This window comes from Arthrobacter sp. S2(2024), from assembly GCF_036662515.1.
GTDB lineage: Bacteria > Actinomycetota > Actinomycetes > Actinomycetales > Micrococcaceae > Arthrobacter.
This window is the reverse complement of sequence record NZ_JAYKZI010000001.1, coordinates 281,940-304,017: the sequence shown is the minus strand read 5'-3', so window position 1 is coordinate 304,017 and position 22,078 is coordinate 281,940. Positions and strand designations below refer to the sequence as shown.

Genomic DNA, 22,078 nt, shown 5'->3' with positions numbered 1-22,078 from the left:
ACTCTATCCGTGCTTCTCGATCGCCTTTCGCAGGAAGCCGCCGGCCTCGTCCAAAGCGCTCTTGGCCTGCCCCGGATCGATCCCCGTCAGCACTACCAGGATGGCTGCCTTGACCGATCCGCCCACGGAATCCAGCGCGCGAATCGCCGTCTCTGCGTCCACTCCGGTGGCGTGTTGGATGGTCCGTTGGGACCTTGCGAGGAGCTTGTTGTTGGTTGCCCGCAGATCGACCATCAGGTTTCCGTAGGTCTTCCCGAGCTTGACCATCGCGAGCGTGCTGATCATGTTGAGGACGAGTTTCTGCGCCGTGCCGGCCTTCAGCCGCGTTGAACCGGCAACGAACTCGGGACCAACCACGACGTCGATCGCCACGTCCGCCAGTTTGCTGATGGGCGAAGCGTGGTTGCAAGCGATCGAGGCGGTGAAAGCGCCTCGGCTGCGGGCCTCCTCAAGGGCGCCGATCACGTACGGTGTGCGTCCCGAAGCCGAGATTCCGACGACGGCGTCCGCCTCGGTCACGCTGATGTCGTGCAGGTCCCGGGCTCCGGCAGTGGCGTTGTCCTCGGCGTACTCCACTGGCTTCTGGATGGCTTGGGTGCCGCCCGCGATGATCCCGACGACGAGCCCCGGGGGAGTGCCGAACGTGGGCGGGCATTCGCTCGCGTCCAAAACCCCGAGCCGCCCGGCCGTTCCGGCGCCGACGTAGAGCAACCGGCCGCCGCGGGCGAGGCGCTCCGCAACGGCGTCGACCACTGCGGCGATTTCCCCGCTGGCTTGTTCGACGGCGGCCGGGACGCCGCGGTTCTGCTCATTCATGGCCGCGACGAGTTCGGCCGTGCCCATGGTGTCCAACTCACTGAGCGCGGGCAACGCGGCTTCGGTTTGCAGGCCCGCGAGCTCCGAACGGAGTTCCTCGAGCCCGTCGGGGGAGTCCGGGGTACCGGGGGAAGAAGCGTCAGGCTGTTCCGTCACGGTGAATGTACCTTTCCTGGAGGAGCCCGCGGCGGTTCGCTGCGAGGGCGGCCCCGTCCATGCCATCGCCGAGAGCCGCAACCACCTCAATCCCAGCCGAAGCGAGGGCGTTGTGCAAGAGCCCGCCGAAGAACTCCGATTTCACGACGCCGCCAAGGAGCGCCACCTGCTTCGTGTCGCCCGCGGCAAGGGCCACGGTGTTCACGAGAAGCCTGCAGGCTTCGTCCACAATGCCGCGTGCGACGGCGTCCCCCGCCTCCGCTTCTTTCAGCACCGCGGGCGTGAAACGCGCCATCGTCCGTGCCGGGTTGTCGGATTCGGCGAGCCACGCCGGAAGTTGCGCGGGCGAGCCTACAAGCGCGGCAGCCGAGCCGAGCAACGACGTGGCAGGGCCGCCGTCGTGAGCTTGTAGTGCGGCCTGAAGGCCCTGCTGGCCGATCCAGCGGCCGCTTCCGCGATCGCCCAAGAGCGGTCCCCAACCGTCGGCACGGTGGAGGGTTCCGGCGCCGTCGAAGCGGAAGGCAACAGCCCCGGTGCCAACAATCAGCACCGTTCCGGGTGCGCCGTGCAGGGCGCCGAGCTGGGCCGCGGTGGCGTCCGAGAGAACCGCGGCCGGGACCTTGAAGCGCTCGGAAAGGAGGACGGCGAGTTCGTGGGAGTTCGCCGCTGAGGCCTCGACCCCGGCCACAGCGGCGCCGATTCCAAGCAAGGAACCTTCCGGGAATGCTGCCGGAAGCCCCCGCGGCAGCATGGCCGCGGTGTCCGCTAGCAGCTCGAAAGCGAGCCGGGCGCCGTTGTCCATGCCGAGGCCGGGGAAGCCCTGCTGGTCCGCCGAGCCCACCACCTCATCGCCTCGCCTGAGTTCAACCCGGCATCGGCTCTTGCCGACGTCGGCAACCAAAATCACATCCGCGGAATCCATGGCCCAACCATATGTTGCGGACGCGGCCACGTCTCGAAAAACGAAGAGGAGCCACAACACGATAAACTCGTCCATATCCCCAGCAACCGCGGAATCCCGCGATATAAGACGGAGACTTTTGTGAGCTTGACGCAGCTTGACCGTGTTCCCATCCGCCGTGCACTGATCTCGGTTTACGACAAGACGGGGCTGGAGGAGCTCGCGAAGGGCCTGCATGCAGCAGGAGTCGCCATCGTCTCCACCGGTTCCACCGCGAAGAAGATCGCCGCAGCCGGTATTCCGGTCAAGGAAGTCGAAGAAGTCACCGGTTCCCCGGAGATGCTCGACGGCCGGGTCAAGACCCTGCACCCGCGCGTGCACGGCGGTATCCTGGCCGACCGCCGCGTTCCTGCCCACATGGAAACGCTGGCCAAGATGGAGATCGAGCCTTTCGACCTCGTTGTGGTCAACCTCTACCCCTTCGTGGAGACCGTCCGCTCCGGCGCTGCGCAGGACGACGTCGTCGAGCAGATCGACATCGGAGGCCCCGCCATGGTGCGTTCGGCCGCCAAGAACCATGCCGCCGTCGCGATCGTTGTTGACCCGAACTTCTACGGCGCCGTCGTGGAAGCCGCCGCCGCGGGTGGCTTCGACCTGAAGACGCGCCGCCGCCTCGCCGCGAAGGCATTCGCCCACACCGCAACGTACGACACCGCCGTTGCCACCTGGACCGCCAGCCAGTTCCTCGACGAAGACGGTGACGGCGTCATCGATTGGCCCGCCTACGCCGGCCTCGCCCTTGAGCGCTCCGAGGTGCTGCGCTACGGCGAAAACCCGCACCAGCAGGCCGCGCTGTACGTGGACAAGGCGGCCCCCGCCGGCATCGCCCAGGCAGACCAGTTGCACGGCAAGGCCATGAGCTACAACAACTTCGTCGACGCCGACGCCGCCCTCCGCGCCGCGTTCGACTTCTCCGAGCCCGCCGTCGCCATCATCAAGCACGCCAACCCGTGCGGTGTGGCCGTGGGTTCGGCCGATGCCGCGGACCCCATTGCCGACGCCCACGCCAAGGCCCACGCTTGCGATCCGGTGTCCGCTTTCGGAGGCGTCATCGCGGCCAACAGCATTGTCACGGCCGGTATGGCCAAGACCGTGGCCGGGATCTTCACCGAGGTTGTCATCGCCCCGGGCTTCGAGCCGGAAGCCGTTGACATCCTGTCCAAGAAGAAGAACATCCGCCTTCTGGCGCTGCCGGACGGTTACGGCCGCTACCCGACGGAACTCCGCCAGGTCTCGGGCGGCGTCCTCGTCCAGCAGGCCGACAAGGTGGACGCCGACGGCGACAACCCCGCCAACTGGACCCTCGCCGCAGGCGTTGCCGCCGACGACGCCACGCTGGCCGACCTCGCGTTCGCGTGGACTGCTTGCCGCGCCGCCAAATCCAACGCGATCCTCCTCGCCAACAACGGGGCGGCAGTCGGCATCGGCATGGGCCAAGTCAACCGCCTCGACTCGTGCAAACTGGCCGTTGAGCGCGCCAACACCCTGGGCGTCCAGGTGGAGTCCAACGTCGACGGTGCCGGCGGTGCCTCCAACGCCGTCGCGACTGGCGCACCCGAGCGCGCCCGCGGTGCCGTGGCCGCTTCCGACGCGTTCTTCCCGTTCGCCGATGGCCTCCAGATCCTGATCGACGCCGGTGTGCGCGCCGTCGTCCAGCCTGGCGGTTCGGTGCGCGACGAGGAAGTCATTGCTGCGGCCAACGCCGCCGGCATCACGATGTACTTCACCGGCGCAAGGCACTTCTTCCACTAGGTCCTTTCCGAGGTCCGGGCGCTCCGCACCGGGTCCACTCGCGGCACCAAAAAATGGACATGTCCTCCCTTCCCGGGAGGACATGTCCATTTTTGGTGGTCGGCGCTGGGCATATTCCCAATATGTCCAACCATGGGAGCGAACAGGGGGCATGTCCCTGCTGCGCCGGGGAGGTTACCGGGCTGTGGACGCTGTCTGGTACGTGCCTTGGATGACCGTGCCCCAGTACGGGCCGTACATCGTGGTGGAGTTGCTTCCGTAGCCGTAGCTGTTCACCGAGTTCTGGTATCCGCTGGCGCTGCTTCCAAGGAACCACGGGCCACCGGAGGAGCCACCCGTCATGTTGCAGGGGATCCCCTGGGTGTTGAACTGGGGGTTGTTGGGATCGTTTGTGGCAGTGCCTGAGCAGCTCTTGGGCGATTCCCCGGTGAAGGGCGATGCCGCGGGGTAGCCGAACGACTTGTACGCCAGTCCTCGGGCAGCGTTGAACTGGACGCCTGAGGCGCCCACCACGGCTGAGAGCTTTTGGCCATTGAGGGTGTTCATGACGGCAAATCCGGTGTCGTACTGGATGTTTCCACTTGAGGACCACTGGCTGGTTGTGTAGAGCGCCTTGGCCGTCCACTTTCCGTAGGGCGCGGCGCCGTCCTGGTAGGCGGGAACGAACGTGAAGTTGCCCGCGAACGCCCCGGGGCCTTCGTTGAGGCAGTGGCCGGCGGTGGACACGGTGCTCTGGTTGGCGGAGGTGACGGAGTTGCCGGAGCAGACATAGTTCACCCCGCCGAGTGTGAAGAACACTTTTCCGATGTGTGAAACGGGAGACTCACCTGCGTTGGCTTTACGATCCACGGCGGGGGACGGCGCTGCAGTGCTGGTGGCATTTTGGCCTTCGATTGTCAGTGCGCGGCCAAGCCCGGGAAAAACCTGATCGGGAGAAGTTGGTATGTCCGAAAGGCCAACCGCGGCCTGTGTCCGGGTCAGCGCCTTGGTGACCAGAAGGTCACCGGAGACGGCGTTCTTCATCCGTTCAGGAGTCCAATAGTCAGCGGTGTTCGCGTCCGACGCCGAATTGCTGCTCACGGTCGACGCATCGGTGCCATCGCTTATGGACGGGGCCGCGGTGGCCCCGCTGCCGGCGCCCAGCGCGAGTAGGGCGGCGGCAGTGAGGCCGAGCAGGCTTGTGGCCAAGGTCTTGGTTCTCGTCACAGTTGTCCTAGATATCGAGCGGACGGCCGCCGGTTTGTGGAGGCCGCCGACTGACGGAACCGAAACTACCGAAGCCGTGACAAGCATGTATAGAAATTGTTCAAGTTTTGTGAGATTTGACTTTCGTTTGACAAGATGCGAATTCTGCCTGGTTTCCAACTGGCCGAAAGACCTAGGATGTGGACGCCGTATCGTAGGCATCCCGGATGACGGAGCCCCAATAAGGCCCGTAGATCACAGCCGGGCCACCAGGGTAGCCGTAGCTCGTAATGGAGTTTTGGTAGGAATCCCGGCCCGAGTCGACCATCCAGGGTCCGCCCGATGACCCACCGGTCATATCGCAGGGAATGCCCTGCGCCTTGAACTGTGGATTGATGGGGTCCTTGGTGGCGTCACCCGAACAGCTCTTCAGCGATTGTCCGTCGAACGGCGGGGCGGCAGGGTAGCCAAAGGCTTGGTAGCTCAGTCCCCGGTCCTGGTTGAATTCCACGCCGGACGCGCCAACGACGTCGGCCAAGTGCTTGCCTTTCACCGTGGCGGTAACTGCGAAACCGGTGTCATAGCGGATGTCGCCGGCGGTGCGCCACTGGGGCGTGGTGTAGAGGGCCTTGGCGGGCCAGATGCCGTAAGGAGCATTGCCGTTGAGATAGGCCGGAACGAACACGAAGTTCTGGACAAAGGCTCCGGGACCCTCGTTGACGCAGTGGCCCGCGGTCGCCACTGTGCTGTCGTTGTCCGACACGACGACGTTGCCGGAGCAGACGTAAGCGAAGGCGCCCATGGTGAAGAAGACCTTGCCGACGTGGTCAATAGGGTCTTCGTCTTGGTGCAGGCTCGAGCTGCTGCCCTTGGCGCTGGCGATTTTCACTGGCGGGCCGGTTTCGACCGTGCCGCTGGCGGTGGCGCCACCTCGTGCGAGGGCTTTGCGGGCGAGGACATCGCCCGGGATGGCTGCTTGCATCCGTTCGGGAGTCCAGTACCCCGTGGGGTCGGTGTTTGTTGTCGCCAGGCTGACGAGCTGCTGCGTCCCAGGCGCTGCGAAGCTCGAAACCGCAGTAGGCGTTGCGGCTGCCGCCCCTCCAGCGGCACAGAGGGTCAAAACGGCGGATGTAATGAGGCTCAGGAGACCAGTGATGGGGAGTGATTTCTTTGTCATGATTGTCCTGCCAATCGTTTGGCGGCCACGTGTTGTCGGCCACAGTTTGACCCAATGAACCTACTCCGATTTGGTGCGGAGGTACATAAGGTTCGGCGCGGTATGACGTTGCACAGCGCGCTTGAGGCCGTCCCGGTACGCGCCAATCCGGCCCCCTCAGGTAAGTTAGAGATGTTGAAATCTGCAGACTTTCAGGGAGATGCCCCGCCAATGGCAAAGATTATCTATACCCACACTGACGAAGCGCCGATGCTGGCGACGTACTCGTTCCTGCCGATTGTGGAAGCCTTCGCCTCAACGGCCGGCGTGGAGGTCGAGACCCGCGACATTTCGCTGGCCGGCCGAATCATCGCCGTCTTCGGTGACTACCTGACTGAAGAGCAGCGGATCAGTGACGCACTGGCTGAACTGGGCGAACTGGCAAAGAAGCCCGAAGCGAACATCATCAAGCTTCCCAACATCAGCGCGTCCGTCCCTCAGCTGAAGGCAGCCATTGCCGAACTGCAGGGTCAGGGCTACGCGCTTCCGGACTACCCGGACAACCCCTCCTCCGACGAAGAGACGGACATCCGCTCGCGTTACGACAAGATCAAGGGCTCGGCCGTGAACCCGGTCCTGCGTGAAGGCAACTCGGACCGCCGCGCGCCCCTGTCGGTGAAGAACTACGCCCGCCAGAATCCGCACTCCATGGGTGCCTGGAGCGCCGACTCCAAGACCAACGTTGCGCACATGACGGAGAACGACTTCCGCTCCAACGAGAAGTCCGTGGTCATCCCGGCCGACGACACCATCAAGATCCAGATCGTCCGCGAAGACGGCACCGTCAAGGTCCTCAAGCCGGCCTTCCCCGTCCTCGCCGGTGAAGTAGTGGACGGCACCGTGCTCCGCGCCGCTGCCCTGGACGAGTTCCTGGCTGCCCAGGTGGTCCGCGCCAAGGAAGAAGGCGTGCTGTTCTCGGCACACCTGAAGGCCACCATGATGAAGATCTCCGATCCGATCATCTTCGGCCACGTTGTCAAGGCGTATTTCTCTGAGCTTTTCGACACCTACGGCAAGCAGATCGCTGCTGCCGGCCTGAGCGCCAACAACGGCCTCGCCTCCATCCTGAACGGCCTCGATGAACTCCCGGAAGACGTCCGCGAAGGCATCAAGGCGGCCATCAAGAAGGGCCTGGAAGACGGACCGGCGCTGGCCATGGTCGATTCGGACAAGGGCATCACCAACCTCCACGTTCCCAGTGACATCATTGTTGACGCTTCGATGCCGGCGATGATCCGCAGCTCCGGCCACATGTGGGGACCGGACGGCAAGGAAGCCGACACTCTCGCGGTCATCCCGGACAGCTGCTATGCAGATGTCTACCAGGTGGTCATCGATGACTGCCGTGCCCACGGCGCCTTCGATCCCACCACCATGGGTACGGTTCCGAACGTCGGCCTGATGGCACAAGCGGCTGAGGAATACGGCAGCCACAACAAGACCTTCGAGGTTGAGTACGCCGGAACCATGCAGGTTGTGGATTCTTCCGGAACCGTGTTGATCGAACACCAAGTCTCCCCGGGCGACATCTGGCGCGCCTGCCAGACCAAGGACGTGCCGATCCGCGACTGGGTCAAGCTGGCCGTCACCCGTGCCCGCGCCTCCAAGATGCCGGCTGTCTTCTGGCTCGACGAAACCCGCGCCCACGACGCCCAGCTGATCGCCAAGGTCAAGGAATACCTGAAGGACCACGACACCGAAGGCCTGCAGATCGAGATCATGTCCCCGGAGAAGGCCACCGCGTTCACGCTGGAGCGGATCCGCAAAGGCGAAGACACCATCTCGGTGACCGGCAACGTGTTGCGTGACTACCTCACCGACCTGTTCCCGATCCTCGAGCTTGGCACCAGCGCCAAGATGCTCTCCGTGGTCCCGCTGATCAACGGCGGCGGCCTTTTCGAGACCGGTGCCGGCGGCTCGGCTCCGAAGCACGTCCAGCAGCTCCTGCAGGAAAACCACCTGCGCTGGGACAGCCTGGGCGAATTCCTTGCCCTGGCCGTCAGCTTCGAGCACCTCGCCACCACCACCGGCAACGCCCGGGCACAGGTCCTCGCGGACACGCTCGACCGCGCCACCGGCACGTTCCTGCTCGACAACAAGTCCCCGAAGCGCAGGGTGGGCGAACTCGACAACCGAGGCAGCCACTACTACCTCGCGAAGTACTGGGCACAGGAACTGGCCCAGCAGAGCGACGATACGGAGCTCGCCGCCGCGTTCTCCGCCGTCGCCGAGGCCCTGACGGCCAACGAGGACACCATCATTGCCGAGATGCTCGGAGTCCAGGGTTCGCCTGCCGACATCGGCGGCTACTACCGCCCCGACGCCGCCAAGGCGGAGGCCGTGATGCGACCTTCAGCAAAGCTCAACGAGGTTGTCGCCACCCTGAACTAGGCGCCCCGCCCACCCAACTAACTCGCAGTTGTTGTCGTTTTGAGCGCTCAGAACGACAACAACTGCGAGTTAGTTGCATTTAAGCGCGGCGGAAGCGGCGCGGCGCGTCAATCCCGTCGACAAGATCGGCAAGTACGCGGCCAATAGCCGGGGTGAACTTGAATCCGTGGCCTGAGAACCCCGCGCCGACCACCAGCGGTCCAAAACGGTCGAGCAGGAAATCTTCGTTGGCCGTGCTCGTGTAAGTGCAGCTGATGGGAACCGCCGATTCGGCGTCGACCCCGGGCAGCCACTCACGAGCGTAGCGGCGGAGGGCCTCCAGCTGAACCGGCTCGGGTTCGAATGTGCGGGCATCCGGATCGGTGACAGGCCCTACGCCATGCCACCCCGCCTTGACCCCCTCGCCTGGAGTGAGCATCCCATAGACGGGGCTGTACCAATAGTCGTCACGGGGATCTCCCGGGTCCGGCGCGTGGTTGAAGCTCGGCCAGGACGGGGAATCATCGATGGGCGTGAAATGGGCAGGTTGCTCTTGGGTGACCACCAAACGGGGGAGTGGGACTTGCGTCCCGACAAGCTTGCTGGTCCAGGCGCCCGCCGCGATGACAATCCGGCGCGCCGTGATTTCCATTGAATCGGTCACGACGACGGCGCGATCCTCGCCGAGCACGCGGATCTCGCGAACAGGGGTCGAATACTCGAAGCGGGCACCGTGTGCCTCGGCCGATGTGCGCAGCGCCTTGAGGGCCTCGGCCGCCCGGACCCGGCCCGATTCCGGCACGAAGAGGACATCGCTTCGGAACACCATGCCCCGCCAACGCTCTGACGCCTCCTTGGCGGAGATGAACTGGCTTGCGATGCCCCGCTCAGCGTGCGCGGTCCGAACTTCCCGGAGCCGGGCAACATTTCCGTGGTTGGCCAGACCCACAAGATCCAACAACTGAGTTTCGGTTTCCTCCGCGAGCCTGTCCCAGAGGTTCCTCGCTTCGCTGACCAAGGCGAGGTAGTCACCCTCTGCGTAGGCCGTGTTGAAGTTGCGCGTCGCGCCATGGGAAGCCCCTACATGGTGCCCCTCCTCAAACTGCTCAAGGAGAACCACCGATCGCCCCTTGAGTGCGAGCTGCCAGGCCGCAGCTGATCCCATCGCGCCTCCGCCGACTACGACGACGTCAACATCCATCCCGGCTTCATCCATCCTGTCCTGCGGCCCTCCCACCGAGGTCCGCTGCGGTTTCCATTCTGCCGTGGACGGAGCGGCTGTTTTGAGCTGTGCCCTCCGCATGGAAGATTGGATCGGGTGAAATTCCTCCTTCCTTCGCAGACCTCGTCTTCGCGCGGCATCGCGTTTCTAAGGATCGTGTTCGGCGGCCTTTTGCTGGTGCACGGAGTCCAGAAGCTGCTCGCGGGGCAGCCTGCGTTTGAGGCAACCATCGCCGCGATGGGTGTTCAAAAAGCGGAGCTGATGTCCTGGCTGGTCATCTGGGGTGAAACCGGGCTGGGCGCACTTTTGGTGCTCGGCGCCCTGACGCGGGTGGCTGGCTTCCTGGCGGCCCTCATGTACGCAGGGATCTGGTTTGTCACCGAATCGGGCAAACCGTTGTTGAGCGATAGCCCCGGAATCAACGCCGAACTGCTCATCCTGTATATCGCGTTGGCGTTGGCGTTCGCCTTCATCGGTTCCGGGGCGGTTTCGCTGGACCGGAGACTGTTTGCCGGGAAGCCAGCCCGGAAATCGCGGCGCTAGGTTTCCTAGCGCCGACCCGCCTGGAGACCCGCGCGGGCCATGGCGTCCGCGTAGGAGCGGCCCATTTCGATCAGCCATTCGGTCTGGCGTTCCTTGGAACCGGCGAAGGCGCGCCCGTGCAGCGAACGGGCCTTGTAGACCTTCAGGCCGCGGCGCCAGATCAGCTGGTTGTCAGTCTTGAGGAGCATCTGCGCCAGGCGGTTGGCTTCCGTTCCGTGCGCGACGATCGCCGATGCGCGCGGGACGAGTTTGAGGAACGCGATGAGCGGCTTGAGCCCGGCACTGACCTGCTCGGGGGTCAGTTTTCCGTTCGCCTCGCCCGGAGTAAACCACGGGTGGGTGTTCCACGGCATCATCCATTCCGGGCGCAGGCCGAGCTGGAACTGCAGACCCAATAGCCGGGTGGCGGCGGCGTCGTCTCCGGCCCACACAACGCCCCGCGGGGAGGCCTCGCTGGTGTTGGAGAACAGGCTGACAATCCGGCAATCCTCCACCGAGTGCATCGGATCCACGTAGGGGACTTCGAAGCCAGGGCGGAGCTTGCGGAGGAACTCCACATGCTGGTTGACCGGAGCGATGTGCGGGGCGAAGAAAGGGCTGTCCGGAACCGCGGGAGTCACCGATTCTTCCGCGGGAGCCGCTTCGGAGCTTGCGGGTTCGACGACGGCGGCGACCGGTTCGACGACGGCGGGTTCGACGACGGTGGCGACCGGTTCGGCGGCGGGTTCGACGACGGGAGCGGCCGCAGGGACCACCCTGCGGGTAATGACCGGGCTGGCCTTGGGCACCGAATTTGTGGGCGCCTTCTTCGGCGTGGCCGTCTTTGCGGCAGCAGCCTTCGGAGCGTCCTTCTTGGCCGGAACCTTCTTTTCGGCCTTGGCCGGGGCGTCCAGGTCATCATCCTCGTCGTCAAACAGACCATCGAAGAGCTTGTCGAGTTCGTCGTAGCCGGTGCCGTAGTCGTCGTCGAGCTCGGGGTCGCGCCCGAAACCTTCCTCGTACCGCGAGTCCAGTTCGGTGCGGTAATCCTCGTCGTGGACCTCGAAATAGTCCGGTTCGGCCAATGCGGTCATGAGAGCAGGGGTCTCCTGGGGTCGGGCAGGGGCCAGTATCGGGCGCGAAGGGGCGCGTCCGTTTCCGGGCCAGTTGATGGGGGCTCTCCGGGGGACCGGTTGAGCCTTTAGATCTTAGCAAGCCATAGATGGTCTGGAGTCCTTCAGCCGTTCATCTGACTCGGTATGTCGCGCGGCTCCGGGGATCAAGGAACCGCGATGCGTCGAACATCACCCGTGGGCGCCGCCGAGGGCGGGCGGAGACACGAGAGGGCGGTGGAATGGACGAAAGAGTCCATTCCACCGCCCTTGTTCGGCGTCAGTCGTCCGGCGTCAGCCCTCAGATGTGGATGACGAATTGTGCAAGTGCCGCGGCCGCTATGAAACTTGCGGAGAACGTGATGGTCGCCACAATGACCGTGCGCCAGTTGAGTGTCTTCAGCGCGTTGATGTCGCGTCCAACGTTCATGCCGAGCAGGGCGATCGAGCCAAGGCCCACGTAGAGCGGGTCAAGGTTGTGGGTGAAGGAGACGATCAAGCCGCTGAAAGGCAGAATCGGAGCTGTTGCCAACGTGGCGAGCGCAAGGACCCATACGCTCGACGGCACGGCGGGAACGTACTTGGCCAGTACGAATGCCAGCGCGGTAAGGAGGCCAAGGATCACCACGCCAATGACGTCGTTGATACTGGTGGACTTGGTGCCCAAGGCGTTGAGGACCACGCCCGCGGCGATGCTTGCACCGAAAGCGATAATCCACGTTGAGGGCTTCGTGCGCACTTCGGGGTCCTGGAGCACGGCTGAAACGTCCACTTTGGATCGGTCCTGTGGCCGGCGCAGCTTCGCGGCAACGGGGTTCCCGTTGCGGTCAAGGCGCTTGCCTTCGTCATCGCGGCGGAAGAGGCGCGACCAGAACTTGTAGAGCCGCAAAGACATCGGCAACGAAAGGAAGGCTCCGGCGTAGAAGCCCACAAGGTTCGTCACCAGGTTCGACAGGGCTGCAAGCGCCATGATCTCCGGTGCTTGCCCGGGATACAGGATGGACAGGGCCGCGACGCCGCCAAGCATCATGGATCCCGAGCCGAGGCCCAGGCCCAACGCGAGTGCAAGCGGGTCGAAGATGCCCATTCCGCCGAGCAAGCCGGCCAAGAGGGAGATGAAGACGGCGCCGAATACACTGCCCAGCAGCCACACGGAGAAGACGCCGCGGTAGACCGGGGACTTCACACCGAAACGCTGCAGTGCGTAGGCCAAATAGGATTCCCGGTCAATTGCCCAGGTGGCCCCGATGGCCGTGCGGCCCATGCCCAGCGCGACGCCGACCGGCAGGGCAATGATGACGGTTCCGAAGATGTGGCCGACTTCCTGGAGCAGGATGGCCGGACCGAGGGAAGTCAGTTTGGCGAAGGAGGGTCCCACCTGGGTGCCGAGGGCTCCGAGGAACATGACGATGCTGACGTTGAGCAATACCGAGGCCACGGCACGGCTCTGGCCGGACATGGGGCGCACCTTCTGGACGCCGATGACGGCGCCCATCAGCACGGCCCACAAGACGGGCATGAGTACGATAGCGGCGTTGCCGAGGGGAATCTTGTGTGTTCCGGCCAGGATGGCGACGGCGCAGACGGCTGTGGACAGCAGGATCATCGATCCCCATTGCCGTGCGGTCGGGGTGAAGAGGCGGGCCCGTCCGTGATCGACGTTGACTACGGGCGTATCCACCTCCGGAGTGGTTGTGGATTGGTTCTTCATTGTTGTGCACCCTTCGTGTGCTGCAGTGGCGAGGGACGGATACATCCATGCCATTTGGTATACCAAAGATGGTAAGGTGGATCACATCGCAATGCAAGACATGTCACAAAAGCTGCTCGGATTCCCCAAACCTAGGGCATTCGCGCGATCGTCCGATGCCGGACTCGGTCTGCAGCTTTTTGACCTTGGGATACCAAATTTGGAGGGTTTATGATCACTCAGCTTTCTGCCCGGTACGTCCTTGGCTATGACGGGACCGGGCACGTCATGCACACGGATGGGCACGTGGTGATGAGGGATGACGAGATCATCTACGTGGGTACCGACTACGCCGGTCCCGTTGACGAACGCCGGGACTTTGGACAGAGCCTCATCTCCCCTGGCCTCATCGATCTCGACGCCTTGGCGGACATTGATCACATGATCTTCGACTCCTGGCCCACCGAGGAAATCGCTCCGGGCTTGCAATGGTCAGAAGACTACTTCCATAACCGCCGCCGCGATGTCTTCACCGCGACGCAGCGCCAGAGCGTACGCAAGTTTGCGCTGGCGCAGCTGGCCTTGCACGGCGTGACCACCTACATGCCGATTGCCTCGGAGATCCACAGCTCCTGGGCGGAAACCTTCGAGGAACTCAAAGGGATGGCACAGTCCAGCATCGAGCTCGGCCTGCGCGGCTTCCTGGGCTCCGCGTACCGTTCGGGGATCAACGTCACTGACCACGACGGCCAGCGCGTGATCCTTTTCGACGAGGAGGAGGGACGCACAGGGTTCGCCGACGCCGCACGGTTCCTCGACTACGCCGACGAGCTAGGACACCCGTTGCTTACCGGTGTCCTGCTGCCATGCCGGATCGAGACACTCTCGGACGAACTGATGCGCCGGACTGCCGAACTGGCCACCGAACGCAACGCGCTGGTCCGCCTCCATTGCCTCCAGGGGACCAATGAAGACGGTTTCCTCGTCAAGCTCACGGGGCGTACAGTCCTTGAGCAGCTTGCGGATTCAGGCCTGCTGGACACGCGGCTCCTCATCCCGCACGGGGTTGTCATCGACGGCACCGACCCGTCCTCCAGCGCAGAAGGCGGGCCGTTGGATGTGCTGGCCCGGCATGACGTCAGCATCATTCACTGCCCCCTGACGTCGTTCCACTACTCAGGCATGCTCAAATCCTTTGACGCCTTCGCAGCCGCCGGGGTCAACATGTGCCTGGGAACGGATTCATTCCCACCGGACCTGATCAAGGGCATCGACGTCGGCACGCACCTGGCCCGCATCGCAGAGGGCCGCCGGGACGCTGGTACGGTCTCGGCGTTCTTCGACGCTGCCACCCTGGGTGGTGCCAGGGCACTGGGTCGCGACGACCTGGGGCGCCTGTGTCCGGGCGCCCAAGCCGACATTATGGTCGCCTCACTGGAGGACTTCCGTGACGGAGTCGTGGAAGATCCATTGCGCACGCTCATCCTCAACGGTTCGGCACGCAATGTCACCGACACGTACGTTGCGGGCCGCCCCGTGGTTGTTGACGGCTCGCTCCCAGGCATCGACCTGGATGGACTGCGCGCTGAGGGTCAGCAGCTCTTTGGACAGATGGTGGACGCCTACGGCGAACGCGACTACCTGCGGCGCGATGCCTCCGAGCTGTTTCCACCGGTCTATGCCCCGGCAGCAGCTCTGACACATGACGCGACGGCGTACGCAGCTTAAGGGTCAGAAGTCCCTATGTTCACGCGTGAGCTCCTCCGCGGGGCTGTTTGCCCTGCGGAGGAGCTGCGAGCGGGCTACACCCAATGCGGTGGAGAAGCCCGAGCCGGTGACTATGCGGGAATTGTTGCCCGGATCTTCCGGCTGCCCACCATCACGATGAGGCCAAGCAACAGCAGCGCTGCCGCGAACAACAACCACAGGCCATTGAAGCCGGTGCTTGCGAGAACAGCCGTTCCGGTCCCAACAGCACCCGCTGCAGTTACAGAGGCCGCATTGGCTTGTGCTGCAGTTTCGGATGCAAGGGCCGCCGGTGTCTCAACCGAAGGAGCGGCTGCAGCCGGATCGACGAAGCCCTGAGATCCGACCGGCCCGTTCACGACGGGCAGGCTCACGACCGGCAGCGTGACGGCGGGCAGGGTGACAACGGGTTGGCTGATAGAGGGCAATCCCAAACCCACCGATGCGGTGCCGACAGTGTTCGGCAGACCCAAGGGTGCCGTCAGTCCTGCACTCAAGAGCGATCCGACGCCTCCATTGGTGCCCGTCGACGCGGTGCCGAGTAGGCTCGCCGAGGTGTCACCCAAGGAGGCCAGTCCGTTCACCGGGGCCGTGACGCCGGTTCCGCCGGTGCCTCCGGTGGCGCCAGTCGGCGTCGTGCTGAGGACGTTGACCGAGGTGTCACCCACGGTGACTGGAGCGGTGACAGGCGCGCTGACGCCAGTGCCTCCGGTGGTGCCGGTCGGCGTCGTGCTGAGGAGGTTGACCGCGGTGTCACCCACGGTGACAGGAGCGGTTACCGGTGCCGTGACGCCGGTTCCGCCGGTGCCTCCGGTGGTGCCGGTCGGTGTCGTGCTGAGGACGTTGACCGAGGTGTCACCCACGGTGACTGGAGCGGTGACAGGCGCGCTGACGCCAGTGCCTCCGGTGGTGCCGGTCGGTGTCGTGCTGAGGACGTTGACCGAGGTGTCACCCACGGTGACTGGAGCGGTGACAGGCGCGCTGACGCCAGTGCCTCCGGTGGTGCCGGTCGGTGTCGTGCTGAGGACGTTGACCGAGGTGTCACCGACGGTGGCCAGTCCGTTCACCGGTGCCGTGACGCCGGTGCCTCCGCTGGTGCCTGTCGGTGTCGTGCTGAGGACGTTGACCGAGGTGTCACCCAGGGTGACTGGAGCGGTGACCGGTGCGCTGACGGGAGCCGTCGCCTGGGTGCCAGAGGCTGTTCCAGGGGCGGATTTGCTCAGAACTGCCAGTGAGGTGGCTCCGATATTAACAGGGACCGATATCGGAGCCACCACCTGGGTTCCGGACGGGACGGCTGCTCCGCCGGAATTGGTCGCCGGGGCCGGAACCGGGGCGAGTGCAGGGGCGGTGGTCGCGGCGCCCGAAAGGATTGAGAGCGACGTCGACCCGACGTTCACCGGAATGGACACCGGTGCAACGACTTGGGTGCCTGAGTCATTGCCCAGCGCACTTGTAGTGGTGTCTGCCGCGTTCGCGGCAGTTGCGCCGAGGGCTATCAACCCACCGGCAAAGAGGGTGCCAAGCAGCCCCTTGCGAATCATGCTGTGCATTATGTTGTTCTCCTGAACGAGTAGTTCCAAAAGGCGCATTGGAGCGCCTGGATTGACCATTTGCCGCGGTCCGGAATTGGCTTCCGGGAAAGCGGCGGGGCGAGGAACTAGTCAGGGGATGAACCCGGGTCAAACGACACCGGAGCCGGAACTCTGCCGGCAGCAGCTGTTGACACGATGGTCCCAGCCAAGGGGTAAAACAGCTTGGTGCCTTGGAGCCAAGCGGCAGAAGCTCCCGAGGGATTGCTGGAAAGGACCGCAGAGCCGCTTACGGTGTCGCTGCCGCCTGGCGCACCGGGCGGGAATGTCCCGTCGGAGGGCGCTGAAGGTTCGTTTGAACCGCTAGCCCGGACAGTCGACTTCGAAGGCGTTGCCATCAGGCCCCGAGGGCCACTGGAGCCAGCGAGGCTGAGCAACGGGGTCGCGACGTCCTGAGCCGACATCAAGGGGACACTGCCAGCGGGCCCTGCAACAGCGGGTCCCGCTTCAAGGGCTTCGCCGATTCCGGCGGCATCGGGGATGTGGATTGAAGGGACGGTTACGTCCGGGACAGTGACCGGAAGGCTGCCAACCAAGGAACCAACGCCTGACCCGACCCCGTCAACCGCGCGCGCTGCCGGCGATACGAGGCTTGCAGTCGCGGCACTAACTGCGCCATCAGGGAGGACTGTGCTCACCATGGGCGTGTTGGCCAGAAGTTGATCGACGCTCGCAGTCAGCTGCGGAAGCTCGTTGACCACCACAGGGGGCACCTGTACCGCGGGTAGCCGGACCTCGGGGACTGGAACGGATGCCACGGCCGGGGCCGGCACGGACGCGACACTTGCCGCAACCGCGTTGCTGACAGTTCCGGAAAGCCCCTTTGGCGTATTGTGCACCACGTTTGACACCGCAGAGCTCGCGCCGCCCAGAAGGGTGTGGTTGTTGGTGTTTCCGGAATCAGCGCTGGCTGCCGTGGAAGAGAGGGCGATCCAAACAACGGCCCCCGCGCCGGCAAGCATGACGGAGCGGAGAACATGAAGAACGCGCGACTTACTTTGCTCAGCTTCCATCTCGACACCCCCCAGCGTCAGCTTGGATCGACGATCGCTCCCATCCTAGGCCTCACTAGTTAACTAGTCCAGACGTTGGAGGGCGGATTCGCCCATTCAGTTCAGCGGGCGTCGTTGGCGTATCGGACTCCGAGCTGGGATCGCACCCCGTCGAAGAGGCGCATTGTGTTCAGCGAATCGTCCAAGGGCATCACGGGACTTTCGGTCAGTCCTTGCTGGACACAGCGGGTAACCTCACGCAGTTCGTAGGTGTAGCCGATCCCGACCGCGTCAAAACGTTCGGTCCGGGGTTCATCCCAGCCCGTTCGAATCAGCAGCTCGCGCGGATTGTTAATGGACCCCTGCGTCTGGAGGAAGCCCTTGGAGCCTGCAACGGATGCCGAGCGCGGCCCATGGGCCAGCAACGAGGATGTCAGCTGGGCGATAGCACCGCCGTCGTAACCCAGCGTGAGCGCATTCTGGGAGTCGACGCCGTCGTCCGTCAAAGTGCCGATTGCGCTGACAGACTGCGGGAAACCGAGGGTGCCCAAGGGCCACAGCAGGGCGTACACCGTGAGGTCCAAAAGGGCTCCACCGCCGTCCGCCGGGGCCCAAATGCGGGCGGTGGGATCGTACGGGGCAGGGAATCCAAGGTCGGCGCTGACCCACTTGATGTCGCCCAGCTCGCCGGACGCGGCAATGGCGAATGCCCTCTGCATGCTGGGCAGGAATCGACTCCACACGGCTTCCATGAGGAACAGTTTCCGTTCCCGGGCCAGAGCGACGAGCTCCGCCGCTTCACGGCCGTTGATGGTCAAAGATTTCTCGCACAGGACGTGCTTCCCGGCGTTGAGGGCATCCCTGACGATCTCGAAGTGTTGGGCATGCGGGGTGGCCACGTAGACGACATCGACGGCGTCATCGGCTAGCAGCCGCTGGTAGCCGGGTACACCGCCGTCGTCGCCATAGGACTTCGTGACCCCCTGCGCGGCGGCAAAGGCATCCGCGGATTCCTGGCGCCGTGAACTCACTGCATGGAGGTTTGCGTCCTCGAGCTGGGCGAGGTCGCCGCTCACGGTCTTGGCGATTCCTCCCGTGGCGATGATGCCCCAGTTCAAGGCCTTGCCAGTGGCCGCGCGGGGATCCTGGTTCGGCTGGCTGAACAACCACGGTTTGGCGATATGCAGACTCATGCGGCCAATCCTCTCATTGCACAAGCCGCGTTTACAGGACGCATTCGGGCCAACGGGCCGGGAACCTTGCGATTCCCGGCCCTCCGTCTGTAGCACTGAAGAGGCGATCAGGCCCCGGCGGCGACCCGCGGACGAACGGCTTCCTCGCTCAGTTTGCCCTGCTGCAACCTGAAGCGGCGCTCGGTCTTCTGAGCCAGGCTTCGGTCGTGCGTCACCACCAAAATGGTGGTGTTATGGTCCCGGCTCAAGGAACTGAGCAGTTCGATGATGTGCTCACCGGTCTGCTCATCCAGGTTGCCGGTGGGCTCGTCGGCCAGGATGAGCTTGGGCTCGTTGGCCAGCGCCCGGGCAATGGCAACGCGCTGCTGCTCGCCGCCCGAGAGCTTGTTGATGCGGCGGGACTGTTTCTCCGGATCCAGCTGCACCTGCTCCAGGAGGGACCTGGCCCGCTCCAAGCGGGCAGCCTTCCGCATTCCGGCGAACTCCATGGGCAGCATCACGTTATCCACTGCGGAAAGGTTGGGGATGAGGTTGAACTGCTGGAAAACGAACCCGATGTCCCGGCGCCGGTATTCGGTGAGTTTGCCGGCGGGGAGCCCGGCCAGACTGACTCCGTCCACGACGACGTCCCCGCTGGTGGGCTTGTCGAGGGCACCGAGCAGGGAGAGCAGGGTGCTCTTGCCGCTTCCGCTCTTTCCCACGATCGAGGCGAGGGTGCCCTTTTCGAGCTCGAAGCTCACGCCGTTGACGGGCTTGATGGTGCGGTCGCCGGACTTGAACTGGCGGACCAGGTCTTTGACTTCAATCATGGCTATTCTCCTCGGAGGACTTCGATGGGGCGGATGCGGGCGGTGAGCAGCGCTGGTACCAAGGCGCCCACGACGGCGACGCCGAAGACCGCGGCAACGCCTGCAGCAATGACGCCGGGGGAGGCGCTCGCCGTGACCGAGGTCAGCAACTGGGAGGCTCCGCCGAAGGGGTTTCCACCTGGACCACCAAACCCTCCGCCGCCGGGACCGCGCTGGCTCGTGGCCGTCGTCGAGCTGTTGGAACTGATCAGCGCCGACGCGATGCCGCCGCTGGCGAAGGAGGCGATGGCAGCGCCAACGACGCTGCCAAGCGCCACGAGGACGAGGGCTTCGAGCACGAACTGCAAGCCGATGGTCCGGTTGCGGGCGCCGATGGCCTTGAGGACTCCGATCTCACGGCGGCGCTCGCGGACCAACATGACCATGATGAGCAGGATGATCAAGCCGGCGGTGCCGAGTGCCGCGAAGAAGGCCACGAGTGAAATGTTCTTGACGCTGTCCAGCGAACTGACCGCGGTTTCGAGGTTCCGCTGGCCCTGTGTGACGTCGGCCTTGCCGGAGCCGAGGGCGGCTTGAAGCGCCGTCTTGGCGGCGTCCACATTCGCCATGCTGTTGACGGTGACCACCATGCTGGAGAGCTCGCCCGGAGTCGCCGCGAGGGCCTGGGCCTCGGCGAGTGTCGTGTACACGGCGTTGTTGCCGAAAGTGGTGCCGGCGTCAAAGATGCCTGCCACCGTGAACGTCTTGCCGGCGATGGTGAACGTCGAGCCGGCCTTGAGGTTGTTCTTCGTCGCGAGAGTCGTTCCGACGAGGGCCTTGGTGCTGGCGACGGTGTAGTCGCCCAGGCCTGTGCCGCTCGTGATGTTCAGGGCCTTGCCGGCGGTGTCCACCTCGGCCCCGATACCCGTAGCAGTGATGGGCAGCGAGAACGTGGGCGCCGTTCCGGTGCTACCCGAGCCCGTGCTGCCGCTTGTGTTGTTGCGGTTGCCGAGCGTGCCGGCGTCGATGGCTGCCTGAAGGTTCGTGGTGACGCTCGTGCCACCGCCGGGACCGCCACCGGGTCCGGCTTGCTGCCCCGTGGTGCCGGTGGTCGAGGTGGAGGCCGTCGTCGCGGTCTCCAGCCGCAGCGCCTTGGTGCCCACCACGGAAACGACGTTCGGTACCGCTGCCGCCGTCGCGGTCTGGGCCGCGGTGAGCGGCTCGCCGCCGCCGTCGAATCCCTGCGCGCCGGCCGGATTCACGGTCAGGACCGTGCCCACGGAGGCGTTCAGCTCCTGGACCTTGCCGCCAACGGCTTGGTTGGCCACGAGCATGGCCAGTGCCAGCCCGATCGCGACGGCCAGGACTGCCACTACAGCCGCGGTTCTTATCTTGTTGCGGAAGGCATTGCCTACACTCCGGGCGAGGACGCTCACGGTTCTCCTTCTGGACCTGGCCCGCCCCAGCGGCGCGCCTGCTCACCTAACAGTGCTCACGGCGGCTGTGCGGCTGTGCTGCTGAAGCTATGCGGGGCCTGTGAAGAGTTGCGCGACGGCGGATGGAGCCGGACACACCGACGGCGGCCACCCCCTGGAGTGGGGATGGCCGCCGTCGTTGGTGCCTAGAGGAGAGCTACTACTTGGTGATCGGGCCGAGGACCGGATCGTCCACGTAGGCCGTCTTCACGTTGGCGAGGGTCACGATGACCGGAGGCAGCAGGTACGCCGGCACGGTCTTGACGCCGTTGTTGTAGGACTTGGTGTCGTTGATTTCCGGGGTCTTGCCGGACTGGATGTCGTTGACCATGGTGATGGAGTGCTCAACGAGCTTGCGGGTGTCCTTGTTGATGGTGGAGTACTGCTCGCCCGCAAGGATGGACTTGACCGACTCAACCTCGGAGTCCTGGCCGGTCACGACCGGAAGCGGCTTGCCTGCCGCCTTGACCGAGGTCAGGATGGCGCGGGCCAGGGTGTCGTTCGGGGACAGCACGCCGTCCAGCGAAGCGCTCGTGTAGGTACCTGCGAGCAGGGTGTCCATGCGCTTCTGGGCGTTCTCTGCCTTCCAACCCTGGGTGACGGCCTGCTCGAAGGACTTCTGGCCGGAAACCACCTTGAGGGTTCCGTCATCGATCTTCGGCTGCAGGATGCTCATGGCGCCGTCGAAGAAGACCTTCGCGTTGGCGTCATCGGGGGAACCTGCAAACAGCTCGATGTTGTACGGGCCGCTCGGCTTCTTGGCCTTGAGTCCGTCCAGCAGGGCCTGGCCCTGCAGCACACCGACCTTGAAGTTGTCGTAGGCCACGTAGTAGTCCACGTTGGAGGTGTTCAGGAGCAGGCGGTCGTAGGCAATGACCGTAGCGCCGGCGTCCTTGGCCTGCTTGAGCTGCGTGCCCAGCTGGGCGCCGTCGATGGCACCGACGATGATGAGCTTGTCGCCCTTGGTGATCATCGCGCTGATCTGGTTCTGCTGCTCCGAAACGCCACCGTTTGCGAACTGCACATCCGGCTTGAAGCCTGCGCTTGTGAGCCCGTCGTTGAAGAGCTTCTCTGCCAGGACCCAGTTCTCACTGGTCTTCTGCGGGAGCGCGACGCCGATCGAGGAACCCTTGGGGAATGCCTCGCTGCCGCTTGACGAGCCACCGGAGCTGCCGCTGTCCGTACGGCCGCAGGCCGTCAGCGCCAGTGCCGCGATCGCAGCTACTGCTGCTGCCTTTCCTGCTTTACCAAACATTCGCATATCTTGGTTCGCTTTCTTTGTTGTGGATG

17 protein-coding genes are annotated in these 22,078 nt (G+C 64.5%); 4 read left to right on the top strand and 13 right to left on the bottom strand.

Annotated features, from left to right (window positions below; all coding sequences use genetic code 11):
* Nucleotides 1-3: 3 nt before the first annotated feature.
* Together murQ and VLA65_RS01295 are read right to left on the bottom strand one after the other, a co-directional pair.
* Entirely contained in the window at nt 4-972 is a 969-nt protein-coding gene (murQ, locus tag VLA65_RS01300) for an N-acetylmuramic acid 6-phosphate etherase (protein WP_307053051.1), read from the bottom strand.
* Nucleotides 956-1,894, bottom strand: a complete 939-nt coding sequence (locus tag VLA65_RS01295) for an N-acetylglucosamine kinase (protein WP_307053052.1) — start codon at nt 1,892-1,894, stop codon at nt 956-958. The genes murQ and VLA65_RS01295 overlap by 17 nt, the downstream gene beginning before the upstream one ends.
* 120 nt (nt 1,895-2,014) lie before the next feature.
* Here VLA65_RS01295 and purH point away from each other — a divergent pair, with 120 nt between their 5' ends.
* Complete coding sequence (gene purH / locus VLA65_RS01290) at nt 2,015-3,685, top strand: bifunctional phosphoribosylaminoimidazolecarboxamide formyltransferase/IMP cyclohydrolase (protein WP_307053053.1); 1,671 nt, start codon at nt 2,015-2,017, stop codon at nt 3,683-3,685.
* Nucleotides 3,686-3,859: 174 nt separating this feature from the next.
* Here purH and VLA65_RS01285 read toward each other — a convergent pair whose 3' ends face one another.
* Together VLA65_RS01285 and VLA65_RS01280 are read right to left on the bottom strand one after the other, a co-directional pair.
* On the bottom strand, nt 3,860-4,891 hold the full coding sequence (locus VLA65_RS01285; RefSeq protein ID WP_332601562.1) for a trypsin-like serine peptidase: 1,032 nt from the start codon (nt 4,889-4,891) through the stop codon (nt 3,860-3,862).
* 172 nt (nt 4,892-5,063) lie between these two features.
* Nucleotides 5,064-6,047 carry a trypsin-like serine peptidase gene (locus tag VLA65_RS01280; RefSeq protein WP_059388023.1) on the bottom strand — a complete coding sequence of 328 codons (984 nt, stop codon included), beginning with the start codon at nt 6,045-6,047 and terminating at the stop codon, nt 5,064-5,066.
* A 210-nt stretch (nt 6,048-6,257) separates the two neighbouring features.
* Here VLA65_RS01280 and VLA65_RS01275 point away from each other — a divergent pair, with 210 nt between their 5' ends.
* On the top strand, nt 6,258-8,477 hold the full coding sequence (locus VLA65_RS01275; RefSeq protein ID WP_059388022.1) for an NADP-dependent isocitrate dehydrogenase: 2,220 nt from the start codon (nt 6,258-6,260) through the stop codon (nt 8,475-8,477).
* A 79-nt stretch (nt 8,478-8,556) separates the two neighbouring features.
* On the opposite strand, the gene VLA65_RS01270 is transcribed toward VLA65_RS01275, so the two are convergent.
* Nucleotides 8,557-9,657, bottom strand: a complete 1,101-nt coding sequence (locus tag VLA65_RS01270; RefSeq protein WP_332601838.1) for an FAD-dependent oxidoreductase — start codon at nt 9,655-9,657, stop codon at nt 8,557-8,559.
* Between the two features lie 117 nt (nt 9,658-9,774).
* Between VLA65_RS01270 and VLA65_RS01265 the strand changes: the two genes are divergently transcribed.
* Nucleotides 9,775-10,221, top strand: coding sequence for a DoxX family protein (locus tag VLA65_RS01265; RefSeq protein ID WP_306964029.1), 447 nt, complete (start codon nt 9,775-9,777; stop codon nt 10,219-10,221).
* A gap of 5 nt (nt 10,222-10,226) precedes the next feature.
* Here the strand turns inward: VLA65_RS01265 and VLA65_RS01260 are convergent, their stop codons facing one another.
* Nucleotides 10,227-10,724 (bottom strand): uracil-DNA glycosylase, encoded by a 498-nt coding sequence (locus VLA65_RS01260; protein WP_284992035.1) that lies wholly within the window; start codon nt 10,722-10,724, stop codon nt 10,227-10,229.
* A gap of 889 nt (nt 10,725-11,613) precedes the next feature.
* Entirely contained in the window at nt 11,614-13,023 is a 1,410-nt protein-coding gene (locus VLA65_RS01255; RefSeq protein ID WP_253257187.1) for a DUF3100 domain-containing protein, read from the bottom strand.
* A gap of 210 nt (nt 13,024-13,233) precedes the next feature.
* Here VLA65_RS01255 and VLA65_RS01250 point away from each other — a divergent pair, with 210 nt between their 5' ends.
* Nucleotides 13,234-14,730 carry a chlorohydrolase family protein gene (locus VLA65_RS01250; protein ID WP_332601561.1) on the top strand — a complete coding sequence of 499 codons (1,497 nt, stop codon included), beginning with the start codon at nt 13,234-13,236 and terminating at the stop codon, nt 14,728-14,730.
* 110 nt (nt 14,731-14,840) lie between these two features.
* Here VLA65_RS01250 and VLA65_RS01245 read toward each other — a convergent pair whose 3' ends face one another.
* The 6 genes from VLA65_RS01245 to VLA65_RS01220 all read right to left on the bottom strand — a co-directional run bounded on the left by VLA65_RS01245 (nt 14,841) and on the right by VLA65_RS01220 (nt 22,049).
* Nucleotides 14,841-16,301 (bottom strand): hypothetical protein, encoded by a 1,461-nt coding sequence (locus VLA65_RS01245; protein WP_332601560.1) that lies wholly within the window; start codon nt 16,299-16,301, stop codon nt 14,841-14,843.
* 107 nt (nt 16,302-16,408) lie between these two features.
* Nucleotides 16,409-17,353, bottom strand: a complete 945-nt coding sequence (locus VLA65_RS01240; protein ID WP_332601559.1) for a hypothetical protein — start codon at nt 17,351-17,353, stop codon at nt 16,409-16,411.
* A gap of 101 nt (nt 17,354-17,454) precedes the next feature.
* Nucleotides 17,455-18,525: a Gfo/Idh/MocA family protein gene (locus VLA65_RS01235; protein ID WP_059388017.1), complete on the bottom strand. Its 1,071-nt coding sequence runs from the start codon at nt 18,523-18,525 to the stop codon at nt 17,455-17,457.
* Nucleotides 18,526-18,632: 107 nt separating this feature from the next.
* Nucleotides 18,633-19,334, bottom strand: coding sequence for an ABC transporter ATP-binding protein (locus tag VLA65_RS01230; RefSeq protein WP_059388016.1), 702 nt, complete (start codon nt 19,332-19,334; stop codon nt 18,633-18,635).
* A gap of 2 nt (nt 19,335-19,336) precedes the next feature.
* A complete protein-coding gene (locus VLA65_RS01225) occupies nt 19,337-20,749 on the bottom strand; it encodes an ABC transporter permease (protein WP_332601558.1) in 1,413 nt (470 codons plus the stop codon).
* Nucleotides 20,750-20,948: 199 nt separating this feature from the next.
* A complete protein-coding gene (locus VLA65_RS01220) occupies nt 20,949-22,049 on the bottom strand; it encodes a substrate-binding domain-containing protein (RefSeq protein ID WP_059388015.1) in 1,101 nt (366 codons plus the stop codon).
* Nucleotides 22,050-22,078 lie beyond the last annotated feature (29 nt).

Coding starts and splice junctions, on each gene's coding strand:
- VLA65_RS01255 (WP_253257187.1), bottom strand. CDS start 13,023: ATGAAGAACCAATCCACAACCACTCCGGAGGTGGATACGCCCGTAGTC.
- VLA65_RS01220 (WP_059388015.1), bottom strand. CDS start 22,049: ATGCGAATGTTTGGTAAAGCAGGAAAGGCAGCAGCAGTAGCTGCGATC.
- VLA65_RS01230 (WP_059388016.1), bottom strand. CDS start 19,334: ATGATTGAAGTCAAAGACCTGGTCCGCCAGTTCAAGTCCGGCGACCGC.
- VLA65_RS01240 (WP_332601559.1), bottom strand. CDS start 17,353: ATGGAAGCTGAGCAAAGTAAGTCGCGCGTTCTTCATGTTCTCCGCTCC.
- VLA65_RS01275 (WP_059388022.1), top strand. CDS start 6,258: ATGGCAAAGATTATCTATACCCACACTGACGAAGCGCCGATGCTGGCG.
- VLA65_RS01245 (WP_332601560.1), bottom strand. CDS start 16,301: ATGCACAGCATGATTCGCAAGGGGCTGCTTGGCACCCTCTTTGCCGGT.
- VLA65_RS01235 (WP_059388017.1), bottom strand. CDS start 18,525: ATGAGTCTGCATATCGCCAAACCGTGGTTGTTCAGCCAGCCGAACCAG.
- VLA65_RS01250 (WP_332601561.1), top strand. CDS start 13,234: ATGATCACTCAGCTTTCTGCCCGGTACGTCCTTGGCTATGACGGGACC.
- VLA65_RS01295 (WP_307053052.1), bottom strand. CDS start 1,894: ATGGATTCCGCGGATGTGATTTTGGTTGCCGACGTCGGCAAGAGCCGA.
- VLA65_RS01270 (WP_332601838.1), bottom strand. CDS start 9,657: ATGGATGTTGACGTCGTCGTAGTCGGCGGAGGCGCGATGGGATCAGCT.
- VLA65_RS01280 (WP_059388023.1), bottom strand. CDS start 6,047: ATGACAAAGAAATCACTCCCCATCACTGGTCTCCTGAGCCTCATTACA.
- VLA65_RS01260 (WP_284992035.1), bottom strand. CDS start 10,724: ATGCACTCGGTGGAGGATTGCCGGATTGTCAGCCTGTTCTCCAACACC.